9 protein-coding genes and 3 pseudogenes are annotated in these 12,550 nt (G+C 74.2%); 8 read left to right on the forward strand and 4 right to left on the reverse strand.

What is annotated here, in order from left to right; genetic code table 11:
* Nucleotides 1–111: 111 nt before the first annotated feature.
* Nucleotides 112–741, forward strand: a complete 630-nt coding sequence (locus tag GA0070607_RS20175; RefSeq protein WP_089019592.1) for an HAD-IA family hydrolase — start codon at nucleotides 112–114, stop codon at nucleotides 739–741.
* Nucleotides 742–766: 25 nt separating this feature from the next.
* Here GA0070607_RS20175 and GA0070607_RS20180 read toward each other — a convergent pair whose 3' ends face one another.
* A complete protein-coding gene (locus tag GA0070607_RS20180; protein ID WP_089019593.1) occupies nucleotides 767–1,357 on the reverse strand; it encodes a Pr6Pr family membrane protein in 591 nt (196 codons plus the stop codon).
* 56 nt (nucleotides 1,358–1,413) lie between these two features.
* Here GA0070607_RS20180 and GA0070607_RS20185 point away from each other — a divergent pair, with 56 nt between their 5' ends.
* Complete coding sequence (locus GA0070607_RS20185; protein WP_157743188.1) at nucleotides 1,414–2,346, forward strand: GNAT family N-acetyltransferase; 933 nt, start codon at nucleotides 1,414–1,416, stop codon at nucleotides 2,344–2,346.
* Here the strand turns inward: GA0070607_RS20185 and GA0070607_RS20190 are convergent.
* Nucleotides 2,231–3,526, reverse strand: coding sequence for a glycosyltransferase (locus GA0070607_RS20190; protein ID WP_172899069.1), 1,296 nt, complete (start codon nucleotides 3,524–3,526; stop codon nucleotides 2,231–2,233). The genes GA0070607_RS20185 and GA0070607_RS20190 overlap by 116 nt on opposite strands.
* Before the next feature lie 245 nt (nucleotides 3,527–3,771).
* Between GA0070607_RS20190 and GA0070607_RS20195 the strand changes: the two genes are divergently transcribed.
* Nucleotides 3,772–4,914 carry a polysaccharide pyruvyl transferase family protein gene (locus tag GA0070607_RS20195; RefSeq protein ID WP_089019596.1) on the forward strand — a complete coding sequence of 381 codons (1,143 nt, stop codon included), beginning with the start codon at nucleotides 3,772–3,774 and terminating at the stop codon, nucleotides 4,912–4,914.
* A gap of 7 nt (nucleotides 4,915–4,921) precedes the next feature.
* Here GA0070607_RS20195 and GA0070607_RS20200 read toward each other — a convergent pair whose 3' ends face one another.
* Nucleotides 4,922–5,128, reverse strand: a complete 207-nt coding sequence (locus GA0070607_RS20200; RefSeq protein WP_089019597.1) for a hypothetical protein — start codon at nucleotides 5,126–5,128, stop codon at nucleotides 4,922–4,924.
* Between the two features lie 134 nt (nucleotides 5,129–5,262).
* Here GA0070607_RS20200 and GA0070607_RS20205 point away from each other — a divergent pair.
* The 4 genes and pseudogenes from GA0070607_RS20205 to GA0070607_RS20215 all read left to right on the forward strand — a co-directional run.
* Nucleotides 5,263–5,424, forward strand: a pseudogene (locus GA0070607_RS20205) (mycothiol transferase); the annotation flags it as partial.
* A 159-nt stretch (nucleotides 5,425–5,583) separates the two neighbouring features.
* Nucleotides 5,584–6,054 (forward strand): annotated as a pseudogene (locus GA0070607_RS34165) (ATP-dependent helicase); the annotation flags it as partial.
* Nucleotides 6,055–6,132: 78 nt separating this feature from the next.
* Nucleotides 6,133–8,865: pseudogene (locus GA0070607_RS20210) on the forward strand (DEAD/DEAH box helicase); the annotation flags it as partial.
* Nucleotides 8,865–9,788: an SWIM zinc finger family protein gene (locus GA0070607_RS20215; protein ID WP_089019599.1), complete on the forward strand. Its 924-nt coding sequence runs from the start codon at nucleotides 8,865–8,867 to the stop codon at nucleotides 9,786–9,788. The pseudogene GA0070607_RS20210 and the gene GA0070607_RS20215, both read left to right, overlap by 1 nt.
* Nucleotides 9,789–9,792: 4 nt before the next feature.
* On the opposite strand, the gene GA0070607_RS20220 is transcribed toward GA0070607_RS20215, so the two are convergent.
* Complete coding sequence (locus GA0070607_RS20220; protein WP_074313327.1) at nucleotides 9,793–10,050, reverse strand: DUF3040 domain-containing protein; 258 nt, start codon at nucleotides 10,048–10,050, stop codon at nucleotides 9,793–9,795.
* A 431-nt stretch (nucleotides 10,051–10,481) separates the two neighbouring features.
* Here GA0070607_RS20220 and GA0070607_RS20225 point away from each other — a divergent pair, with 431 nt between their 5' ends.
* A complete protein-coding gene (locus tag GA0070607_RS20225; protein WP_089019600.1) occupies nucleotides 10,482–12,542 on the forward strand; it encodes a DUF1800 domain-containing protein in 2,061 nt (686 codons plus the stop codon).
* Nucleotides 12,543–12,550: the final 8 nt, after the last annotated feature.

Below are 12,550 nucleotides of genomic sequence, written 5' to 3' on the forward strand. Positions count from 1 at the left end.
CTGCGGCCAACGCCGCGCGGGCGGCTTCGCGGGCACGTCGTCGAGGCCGGCCCGGTTGCCGAAACTTTCGCCCCATATCCTCCTGAGACGAGCTTGTGGAGGAGTGTGGTCGTGGATCTGTCCGGCATCGACGCGGTGCTGTTCGACATGGATGGCACCCTGGTCGACTCCGACGCCGCCGTCGAGCGGGCCTGGCGTACCTGGGCCGCCGAATACGGCGTCGCCCCGGCGGCGGCGCTGGCGATCGCGCACGGCAGACCCGCCGATCAGACCATTCGCCGGCTTCTGCCGCCGCTCGACGACGTCGCGGTCGCAGCGGCGGCAGCGCGTCAGTTGGAGTTGCAGTACGACGATCTGTCCGACGTGACGGCGACCCCCGGTGCCCACGTACTGCTGATGGCACTTGCCCGGTTGGGTTTGCCCTGGGCGGTGGTGACCAGCGCGGACGCCCGGCTGGCCGAGGCGCGACTCGGCGCGGCCGGCATCGTTGCGCCCGTGCTGGTCACGGTGGAGGACGTCCGCGTGGGCAAGCCGGATCCGCAGGGCTATCTGCGGGCCGCCGAGCTGCTCGACGTGTCGGCAGCGCGGTGCCTGGTCGTCGAGGATGCCGAGGTGGGTCTGCGGGCGGGGCGCGCGGCCGGCGCGATGACCGCAGCGTTGAAGGGCCTCGACGGCGATCTGCGCCTCGACGACCTGGCGCAACTGGCACACCGGCTGGAGTCGGCACCGGCGACACCCTGACCAGCCGGGTCGCCGGCCGGCCGGGTCAGCCGAGACGCCGGGTGAGGCGGACGGCGGTGAGGGCGATCAGGAGCAGGGTCAGGGCGAAGAGCAGCGCGTTGAGGACGACCGTGGGGTAGCCGAGTCGGGGTACGTCGAGGAACGGGTAGAGGTAGCGGTCGTCGGCCCGGCCGACGGCACCGCGGACCAGGATCACCGTCAGCCACACCAACGGATAACCGAGCAGGCTGACCGCGTACGCCGGGCGCAGTGCCGCTCGGGGACGGCGGGCGAACCACTCCGCGGCCGCCAGCGGCGGCGCGACCGCGTGCAGCAGCAGGTTGCCGGCGTCGGAGACCGGGCCCCGGGCGTCGGTCGTCGCCACCATCGCGTAGCCACTCCACGGATTCGCCAACACCAGCACGAAGACCACTGCGGTGCCGACCAGGTAGACGGTGAGCGCGGTGCGCAGCCGGTCGCCGCCGCCGGCCAGCAGCGCCACCAGGTAGGCCAGGTCGACCTGCACGGTGAAGTAGAACAGCAGCTCGACGGGCTCGTCGCGCGCGGCGATCACGGAGAGGGCCAGCCCGACGGCGATCACCGCGCCGACGCTGACCCGCAGGACCCGGCCCGACACGCGGCGGACGCTACCATCGCCGCATCGACGGACGCCATGACGAGCAACTGCGCCGGGTGCGGGCGATCCTGGCCGCCGACGTCGACCGGGAGCCGGACTCCGCGCTCGCGCTCCTCGGCGACAAGCGGTTCCACTTCTCGCCGTCCGGGGCCAGCTTCCTGATGTACGGGGTGTGTGGCCGCTCGTGGATCGCCCTCGGGCCGCCGGTGGGGCCGGCCGCCGAGCGGTACGCGGTGCTGGCCGATTTCTGCGCGACGGCCCGACGGGCGGGCCGGCGTCCGGCGGTCTACCACGTCGGCGCGTCCCTGCTGCCCGAGCTGCGCCGGCTGGGCCTCGCCGTGCATCCGGTGGGGGAGTCGGCGAGCGTACCGCTCGCCGATTTCGCCCTGACCGGACCGGCGCGTGGGGCGCTGCGCCGCAACTGGCGGCGGCTGGCCCACCGCGACGACCTGTCGTTCGCGGTGCTGCCCGGCGCCGACCTGCTCGACGAGCTGCGCCCCGTCTCGGACGCCTGGCTGGCCGGGCGGCCGGACATGTCGTTCTCCCTCGGCGGGTTCGTGCCCGGCTACCTGGCCCGGTTGCCGGTCGCGGTGCTGCGGCAGCGCGGCCGGGCGGTGGCCTTCGTCGCGCTCCTGCCGACGCCGCACCGGTGGGGCGTGGACCTGCTGCGGTACCACCCGGACGCGCCACCCACCGCGATGGACCATCTCCTCGTCGAGGTGCTGCACGCGGCGCGGGAACGGGGCCTGACCAGCGTCGAGCTGGGGCTGGCCCCGCTGTCCGGGCTGACCGGCGGGGACCCGCTGTGCCGGCTGGGCCGGGCGGTCTACGCGCACGGCGAGCGCTGGTACCGCTTCCGGGGGCTGCGCCGGTTCAAGGCGAAGTTCGCGCCGGTCTGGTCCCCGCGTCACCTCGCCGCGCCTCGGGGATGGCAGCTTCCGCTGGTGCTGGCCCAGGTGGGTCGGCTGTCGTCGCGTCCGCTGCGCTGACGGGTCGCAGCGTCGCGTACAGGGCGGTCAGCTCGGCCAGGTAACGCGGCCCGGACCAGGCGGCCACCGCCGCCCGACCGTCCCGGACGACCGCGGCGCGCAGTTGCGGCTCGGTCAGCAGCCGGGTCAGCAGCGCCCCGAACGCCGCCGCCGTGGGCTCGGCGACCGGCCGGGTGGTGGCGGTGCCGGGCCGCTCGGCCAGGGCGCCGTCCACCATGGCCACGGGCAGTCCGTGCGCCTCGGCCTCGGAGAGCGTCAGGCCCTGGGTGTCGGTGGTGGAGGCGAACGCGAGCACGTCCGCCGCCCGGTAGTGCGCGCCGACCTGGTCGTGCGGCACCGGGCGCAGCAGGTGCAGCGCGTCAGCCACGCCGAGCCGGCGGGCCACCCGACGGACCGCGAGCCGGTGCCGCCGCGCCCCGAGCAGCACCAGCCGCGCCGCCGGCAGCTCGCGCCGGACCCGGGCGAACGCGGCCAGCAGCAGGTCCGGGTTCTTCTCCGGCGTGGTACGGCCCACCGCGAGCAGCACCGGCGCGTCGGCCGCGATGCCCAGCCGGGCCCGCAGCCGCCGCCGGTCGTCGGTGTCGGCACCCGGCGCGGCGATCGGGGTCGGCAGCACCACGATCGGGGTCCGCCCGGCCATCGGGGCCATCAGCGCCGCGGTCTTCGCCGACGGGGTGATCAGCACGCTGGTGTGCGCCAGCAGGCACCGCCCGAGCGCCGCCAGCCGGGCCTGCCGGGCCGGCCCGGGGCGGGCCAGCGCCCACAGGTCCCGGGCCCGCCAGCGCAGGCCCAGCCGCAGGCCGGCGTACGCGGCGCCGATCGGCACCTCGGGGTAGTGCGCCGCGTACGCCACCAGGTCGGTGTGCCAGGTGAGCACTGTGGGTACGCCCCGCCGGGCGGCCCAGCGCAGCCCGGCGACGCCGAGCGGACCGGTGGTGTGGACGTGCACCACGTCGACCGGCGCGTCCGGCGGCCGGGGTGGCGCCAGCCGGTACGGCCGGGTCGGCACCGGCAGCGAGGGCACTTCGCCCGGTTGGCGGTGCCGTCGGGTCAGCGGGCCGGGGCAGTGCAGGACGACCCGGTGCTCGGCGGCGCGCAGCAGCGCCACGGTGGTGCCGACCGAGGTGGCCACCCCCTCCGGGTTGGCGAGGTGGCTGTCGCTGACATGGGCGATCCACACCCTGCCATCATCGCCGGCCCGCGCTCGTCGGGCCGCCCCGTCATCGAGGTGTATCCGGCACATCAGGGGAGCGGGCACGCGGGTCGGACGATTCAGCTCACGGCGGCGGATTTGACCCGTCTCGGCGTACCCGCGCTGGCGGGCTGTGCGGGCCGCGTACCGCCTCCGGCGCAGTCTCCTCGGCAGGACTGTTCACCCGCCCAGCGGGAACGCGCCGGCGGACCGCACCCGGGGAGGAGCGACGGATGACGCACGGTGCCGGACTGACCATTGGTGTGCTCGGCTCGTACGGTGGCCGGAACCTCGGCGACGAGGCGATCCTCACCGGCCTGCTCGCCGACCTGCGCAGGCAGGAACCCAACGCCCGCATCATCGTCTTCTCCCGCCACCCGGAGCACACCCGACTCGCCCACCCCGACGTCGAGGCGGTGCCCTGGGAGGGCGTCAGCCGCACCGAGTCGGCCCTGATCCTCGCCCAGCTCGACCTGCTCATCCTGGGCGGCGGCGGGATCCTCTACGACCGGGAGGCCCGCCGCTACCTGCGGGTGGTCCGGGTCGCCCAGGAACGTGGCCTGCCCCTGATCACGTACGCGGTGGGGGTCGGGCCGCTCAGCGACGCGGTGGACACCGGAATGGTCCGGGAAACGCTCGCCAGCGCGGTCCAGGTGACCGTCCGCGACCAGGAGTCCCGGATGGTGCTGGAGGAGGCGGGGCTGCTCAACCCGATCACGGTCACCGCCGACCCGGCGTTCCTGTTGCAGCCGGAGGACTTCCCGGTCGAGCTGCTCCGCGAGGAGGGGGTGCCGGCGGGTACGCGGCTGGTCGGGATCAGCGTGCGGGAGCCGGGACGGGCCGCGGAACGGCTCGACGTGGACGGCTACCACCGGCTGCTGGCCCAGATCGGTGACTTCCTGGTGAACCGGATCGACGCGTACGTGTTGTTCGTGCCGATGGAACGCGACGACATCCGGCACGCCCACGGGGTGCTGTCCCACATGATCGCGGCCGAGCGGGGGCGGATCCTGCACGGCGCCTACTCGCCGCAGCAGGTGCTCGGGCTGATGCGCCACTTCGACCTGGCCGTGGGTATGCGCCTGCACTTCCTGATCTTCGCGGCGATGGTCGGCACCCCGTTCCTGCCACTGCCGTACGCCGGCAAGGTCTTCGACCTGGCCCAGCGGCTCGGCGTGCCGGCGCTGCGCGGCGTGGAGCGGGAGGTCGAGGGGCCACTGCTGGCCGAGGTCGACCGGCTCTGGGACGAGCGGGAACAGCGCGCCGAGGCCACCGCACGGCGGGTGGCCGAGGTCTGCGAGCAGGCCCGAGGCACCTCCGAGGTCACCCGTGGCGTGCTGGACAGCCTCCGTAGCCAGACCCTCACCCGGGTCTGATCACCGGTCACACCGCCGCGCCGGTCCACCGGTAGCACCACTCGCGGGCGTCCTCGCCGGCGGACTCCAGCTCGTAGATCTCCGCGCCGGCCAGCCCACCGGACCCGAGGTGGTGGTGGGTCAACGGTGGGCGACCGTTGCTGTCCAGCTCGACTGTGACGCGCTGCCCGTCCGCTGTGCCGCCGACGAGGAGGATCTGCACGGATGAGGCCATGCGCCCATCCTGCCCGCCGCGTCGGCCGCCCGCAGCGGATAGCCGGGCAGCGGGACGGCCGTCGCGTCGCTAGGTTCGGCAGATGGCGGAGCAGACCATCGATCCGACGCTCGCCCCGGTGCTCGGCCGCACCGGTCGCCGCCGGCTTCGACCTCGACCACGTGGTGCCGCACCCGCAGCTCGGCGAAGTGTCGCTGCGCTGGATCCTGGTGCACCTGATCGAGGAGACGGCCCGGCACGCCGGTCACGCCGACATCCTGCGGGAGCTGACCGACGGCGAGTCCGGCGCCGTCTGACCCAGCGCGGTCGCCACGCCGTCAGCGGAGCGGCGGTGGCGTCGGTCGGCGGCGTGGCGTCAGTCGGCGGGCAACAGGCCCACGCCGGTCGACCATGGCGCCGACGCCAGCTGACCGGCGCCGCCTATCCTGGGCGCGGGCGGCGACGAGGGGGAGTACGTGCTGGTCATCCACGGGCTGTGGTTGCCCGGCGACGGCTCGACCACCGGCCTCGCGGTCTGGGCCGAGGACAGCGCGGCGCCCGCCGCCGCGCCGCGCCGCGCCGGCCGGCCGCCGCGCGAGCGCCCGCACCCCTTCGCCGCCGGGCATGCCGCGCTGGTCACCGCCCTCACCGACGCCGCCGAACCGGCCCGTCCGGACACCGTGCTGCTCACCCTGCCCACCCGGGCCGGCGCGCCGACCGACTCGCCGGAGCTGATCCGGACCGCCGTCGCGCCCACGGCCCGGGGTCGGCTCACCCTGGCCGGGTGGCGGGTCCCCGCGCTGGTGTACGCCCCGGACGACGCGCTTGCGCTGCTGCGCGCCCTGGACGAGCTTCCGGTGGTGCCCGGGGCCACCCTGCGGCACCTGGCCGAGCTGGCCACCTTCGCCGCCGACCTGGTGGCGCGTGGCCGTGTCCTTCCCGGCGTGAGCACCACGGCGACGCCTGACCCGGGGGTGAACGTGACGGATTCGGCCGGCACCCCGGCCGGAGCATCGTCGCCGGACGCTGCTGTCCAGGTGCCGGCGCGAGCCATCTGGCGACCGCTGCTGACCGGCACCGACGCCGGCTGGGCACGGTCCCTTGCGCTGGCCCTGCCGCCAGCCGCCCGAGCCGCCACCGTGCCGGCCGTCACCATGCCGGCCGCCGCCTCGGACGCGATCGCGCCGGCCGCTGCCGGGGCGGACAGCACCGGGTTGACCGCCGGTGCGCTGGTCGCGGAGGCGCTCGACGCGCTGACCGACGCGGCCGCCCGGGCCGCCCTGGCGACCACCGCGCTGGCCCGAGGGCTGCGGCCGGGCGGGCCGGCGCCGGCCTGGTTGGCGGCGCTCGCCGGCCCCCGCCGCGACTTCACCGTCGACCCGGCGGCGCTGGCCACCCTCCGCGCCGAACTCGACGCCTGGCAGCGCGACGCCGCCGGCGGTCCCGTCCGGGCCAGTTTCCGCCTGGTGGAACCGGCACCCGACGAGGTCACCGAACCGATCCTGGCCACCCGCCCGGTGCCGGCCGGCACCGCGCCGTCGACGGTCGCAGCCGGCCCGGCCGAACCCGGCCCGGCCGAACCCGGCCCGGTCGAGGCTGGACGATGGCGGCTGGAGTTCGGGTTGCAGGCGGCCGACGAGCCGGGACTGCACGTCGACGCCGGGCAGGTCTGGCGGGCGCCGCAGACCCTCGGCAACCTGGCCGGTCGTACGGCCAGCCCCCAGGAGACCCTGCTCGCCGAGCTGGGCCGCGCCAGCCGGCTCTGGCCGGACCTCGACGCCGCGCTGCGCACCGCCGCCCCCGAGGCGATGGAGCTGGACGTCGAGGGAGCGCACCGGTTCCTCAGCGAGGGCGCCCCGGTGCTGCACGCCGCCGGCTTCGGGGTGCTGCTGCCCTCCTGGTGGCAGCGCCCGTCGGCGCGGCTCGGCGCCCGACTGCGTGCCCGCAGCCGGACCGCACCCGGCACGGTGGCCGGCGCAGACGCCGGGGTCGGCCTGGACGCCCTGGTCGACTACCGCTGGGAGGTGGCGCTCGGCGACCAGCCGCTGTCCGCCGAGGAGCTGGCCGCGCTGGCCGAGCTGAAGACCCCGCTGGTGCGCCTGCGCGGCAGGTGGGTGGAGCTGGACCCGGGGCGGCTCGCCGCCGGGCTGCGCCTGCTCCGCTCGGCCGGCGAGCTGACCGTCGCCGACCTGCTCCGCCTCGGGCTGGCCGACGGCGAGGACACCGGAGCGCTGCCGGTGCTGGAGGTGACCGCCGACGGCCCGCTGGGCGACCTGCTCGCCGGTGCGGTCGAGCGACGACTCACCCCGCTCGACCCGCCACCGGGCTTTTCGGGCACGCTGCGGCCGTACCAGCGGCGCGGGTTGGCGTGGCTGGCGTTCCTGCGGTCGCTGGGCCTGGGCGGCGTACTGGCCGACGACATGGGGCTGGGTAAGACAGTGCAGCTGCTCGCGCTGCTGGCCGGGGACCCGCCGGACGCCGGACCGACCCTGCTGGTCTGCCCGATGTCCCTGGTCGGCAACTGGCAGCGGGAGGCGGCGCGGTTCACCCCGGGGCTGCGCGTGCACGTACACCATGGGGCGGAGCGGGCCCGGGGGGCGGAGTTCACGGCAGCCGCGCACGGTGCGGACCTGGTCCTCACCACCTACTCGGTGGCCGCCCGCGACGCCGTCGATCTGGCCGGCATCGACTGGCACCGGGTGGTGGTGGACGAGGCGCAGGCGATCAAGAACGCCTCGACCCGGCAGGCCGAGGCCGTTCGTGCGCTGCCCGCCCGGCAGCGGGTGGCGGTGACCGGCACGCCTGTCGAGAACCGGCTCGCCGACCTCTGGTCGATCATGCAGTTCGCCAACCCGGGCCTGCTCGGCCCGGCTGCGACGTTCCGCAAGCGGTTCGCCGAGCCGATCGAGCGGCACGGCGACGCCGAGGCCGCCGAGCGGCTGCGCCGGATCACCGGCCCGTTCGTGCTGCGCCGGCTCAAGACCGACTCGTCGATCATCTCCGACCTGCCGGAGAAGCTGGAGATGGAGGTGCTCTGCAACCTCACCGCCGAGCAGGCCGCCCTGTACCGGGTGGTGGTCGACGACATGCTCGCCCGGATCGAGTCCAGCGACGGCATCGAACGGCGCGGGCTGGTGCTGGCCACCATGACGCGCCTGAAGCAGGTCTGCAACCATCCGGCCCAGCTGCTGCGGGACGGTTCGCCGCTGGAGGGCCGCTCCGGCAAGCTGGCCCGGTTGACCGAGATCCTGGAAGAGGTGCTGGCGGCGGGGGAGCGCGCGCTGCTGTTCACCCAGTACGCCGAGTTCGGCGCGATGCTGCGCGGTCACCTGTCGGCGCGGTTCGGCCGGGAGGTGCTGTTCCTGCACGGTGGGCTCGGCAAGGCTGAGCGGGACGCCATGGTGCAGCGGTTCCAGTCGGCGGACGGGCCACCGCTGTTCGTACTCTCGCTCAAGGCCGGCGGCACCGGGCTAACCCTGACCGCCGCGAACCACGTCGTGCACGTGGACCGGTGGTGGAACCCGGCGGTGGAGGACCAGGCCACCGACCGGGCGTTCCGGATCGGGCAGCGGCGGCGGGTGCAGGTCCGCAAGTTCGTCTGCGCCGGCACTGTGGAGGAGAAGGTGGCCGCGCTGATCGCCGACAAGCGCAGCCTCGCCGAGCGGGTGGTCGGCACCGGTGAGCAGTGGATCACCGAACTGTCCACCGGGCAGCTGCGCGAGCTGTTCGCCCTGGAGGCCGGGGCGGTGGTGGAGTGATGAGTACCGACCGGTTCGCCGACTACGGCCGACCCCGGCGCGTCGACGGCGGCCTGCGGGCGCGCAGCGCCCGGGGCGCGATCGGCCAGTCCTGGTGGTCCCGACGCTTCCTGGAGGTGCTGGAGTCGTTCGCGCTCGGCACCCGGCTGACCCGGGGGCGGTCGTACGCGCGGGCCGGTCAGGTGCTCCGGCTCGACATCGCGCCCGGGCTGGTCAGCGCCGTGGTGCAGGGCTCCCGGCCGCAGCCGTACCAGGTCTCCATCGCGTTGGCGGCGTTCCCGGCCGCGCTCTGGTCCCGCATCGAGGCGGAGCTGGCGGGGCAGGCGTTCTTCAGCGCCCGGCTGCTCGCCGGGGACCTGCCCGACGAGCTGGAGGAGCTGTTCGTCGCCGCCGGCGCACCGCTCTTCCCGACCGGCGTGCAGGAGCTGACCCAGCGGTGCAGCTGCCCCGACTTCGCGGTGCCCTGCAAGCACCTCGCGGCCACCTTCTACCTGTTGGCCGAGGCGTTCGACGCGGACCCGTTCGAGCTGCTGCACTGGCGCGGTCGGGCTCGCGCGGAACTGCTCGAGCGGCTCCGGGCCCGACGCGCCGAGGCCACCGGTGCGGAGCTGCCCGGACCGGTAACCACCTCGCCCGCGGACGGCGAGTCCATCTCGGACGAAGTCGAGTCCGCTGTGCACGACGTCGCGACGCCGGCCGGCGCGGCGCGGGCGCTCGCCGGGATGTCGGAGACCCCGTTGGCCGAGGCGGTGGACCGGTTCTGGCTGCCACCGGTGCCGCTGCCCGACCGCCCGCCCCGGCTGGCGACCGGGCCGGATCTGCTGTTGCGCCAGCTCGGCCCGCCGGCGCCGGCCATCGGCGGGCCGGGACTGCTCGAACGACTGCGCCGGGCGTACCGGGCGTTCGGCCCGGCCGGCCGGTGAGCGGTTACGTCCAGCGGCGGCGGAACCGCCACATGATCGCGGCGTTCGCCACCAGCACCACCGCGCAGATCGCACCGGCCAGCCGGCCGGCGAACACGGTCATCGCCGGCAGCGACGCCCACAGCACGATGGTCAACAACATCAGGTAGCGGCCTCGGCGGGCCCGGACACGGTGATCCAGTCGGTTGAAGAACGCCGGGTCACTCTCCCGGAGCTGACGGGTGATCTGGTCGAACCTGCGCTGATCCTCTTTGCTGAGCATGGCGCTGCCTTCCCCTCACGCGTTCAGCGGTTCGGCGGCATACCCGCTGTGGCGGCGGCTCACGCTCACCCGTTGCTGCTACTTTTCCTCCGCGCGAGGGCGCCTCACGTCCGGCTTATCCGAGCCTTAAGTTTGCCTGTGGTGGTGAACGGCGCTGAATGTGCCGCGTACGGCGGCGGGGCCCGATCCGTACCCGGCTGGCGTGCGTCCGCCCTGCTGGGAAGGTACGGCCCCGGCCCCGGTACGCGGCCCGCCGCCAACGCCGCGCTGAGCGGTGTCTTAAGTGCCCTCACGGGGGCCTTCCGCCCACCTTGAAGGCACCTGGGGCCTTGGTTACTTTGCCGTAGCAACCCCCTCAGGCAACAGTCGCCGCACCTGCCGCACCTGCCCGGTCGCAGCTTCCGGCGCTCTTCAGAAATCGGGATTGGTACATGGCCGACCAGAATGTGCCACCACGTCGACCGCGGGACGACCGCGGCTGGGACGGACGCCAGCACCACACCTCGGACGGGTACGACTCGCTCCACCCGCACCAGGGTGGCTACCCGGCCCAGGCCGACCCGCGTGAGCAGTACGCCGACGGGTACGTACACGCCGGACAGCCCGCCCCCGCCCCGCGCGGACCGCAGTGGGTCGGCCCGGAGGGCCTCGGTCGCCCGGCCCTGGCCCGGCCGGCCGGCACCGGACTGCCCACCCTGGACGATGACGACGAGCCCGGCCGCAAGGTCGGTCGCCGCAAGGCCATGGTGGCGCTCGGCGGCACCGCCGCGGTCGTCGCCGGTGGCGCGGCGCTCGCCATGACCCCGCAGTTCCGCGGCCTCTTCGGTGACGACGCGGTGGCCGACGCGACCGGCAGCACAGTCACCGACGGCACCGCGGCCCGGCCCAGCGGCCAGCAGCCCAGCACGGTGCGCACCTACACCGAGCAGAACGAGAGCTACATGGGCTCGCGCGCCGGTGAGGCGCTGAAGAAGAACGCGCCCTCCGGTGGCCGGACGTTCTCCGGCCCGGCCGCCGCCGCGGCGGCGACCAAGGTGACCGTCAAGACAGTGCTGGCCAAGGATCCGATCCTGCACCTGGCCCGGCGGACCACCTTCGGGGCGACGCCCGCGGTGGTCGCCGACATCAAGAAGCTGGGCATCGACGGCTGGATCCGCGCCCAGCTCGAGCCGGACAAGATCGAGCCGAGCAAGGCCGAGCTGAAGCTCGCCGAGCTGCCCACGCAGAAGCTCTCGGTGCAGCAGCTGCGCGACCAGCGGGACAAGCTCAACGAGCAGGGCGCCCAGCCCGAGCTCGAGATGATCGACGCCACCCTCGCCCGGCAGATCTGGTCGAAGCGCCAGCTGTTCGAGGTGATGGTCGACTTCTGGAACGACTTCCTGCACGTCGCCGCGGAATTCGACGGCGGCGAGGTGTACCGCAACTCGTTCGACAAGGACGTGGTGCGGGCGCACGCGCTGGGCAGCTACCCGGAGATGCTGATCGCCGCGAACAAGCACCCCGCGCTGCTGATCTACCTGAACCAGAAGGACTCCCGCAAGGACGCGATCAACGAGAACCTCGCCCGGGAGAACCTGGAGCTCTACTCGGTCGGCGTGGATGGCGGCTACAAGGAGCCCGACGTGCGCCAGGCGGCCATGCTCCAGACCGGCCGCGGCGTCGAGGACGGCAAGTACGTCTTCAAGCCCGAGCAGCACTACGTCGGCAAGGTGAAGATCCTCGGCTTCACGCACGCCAACAACTCCGCGGACCCGAAGAAGGCCGAAGCGGCGATCGACAGGTACATCACCTACATCGCGTTGCACCCGTCGACCGCGAAGTACGTGGCGCAGAGCCTGGCGACCCGGTTCGTCTCGGACACCCCGCCGAAGTCCCTCGTGGACCGGCTGGCCAAGACGTACACCACCAACAACGGCCTGATCAAGCCGGTGTTGATGGCCCTGTTCAGCTCCTCGGAGTTCTGGGCAGCGGTCGGCCAGAAGGTACGCCGGCCGATGGAGTACCTGGTCTCCACGTACCGCGTCCTGGGCGTCTCGCCGGACCCGTCGCCGAAGCACGACAACGGCGACGGCAAGCGCACCCCGTTCGCCCGCGGCCTGCGGCAGATCCACGACAAGCTGCGCGAGCTGGGCCAGTACCCGATGGGCCAGCCCACCCCGGACGGCTACCCGGACGTCTACGTCGCGTGGACCTCGGCCGGCGCCATGGTCAACGGCTGGAACGAGGCCGGCGAGATCCTGGCCGGCTACCGCACCACCTTCACGTACCGGGCGCCGGAGAAGCTGGTCGCCAAGCCGCCGGCGACCGCCGGGGCGTACGTGGACGCGCTGGCCCAGCGGCTGGTGAACCAGAAGCTGAGCGCCCGGGAGAGGAACCTGATCCTCGGCGTGGCCGGCGTGCCGGCGAGCGCCAAGGTCGATGCCACGTTCAACGGGGCCATCACCGCCGTCGCGCGGGCGATCCTCGCGTCCCCCCAGCACCACCTCCGGTGAGGCACCCG

Source organism: Micromonospora coriariae (genome assembly GCF_900091455.1).
GTDB lineage: Bacteria > Actinomycetota > Actinomycetes > Mycobacteriales > Micromonosporaceae > Micromonospora > Micromonospora coriariae.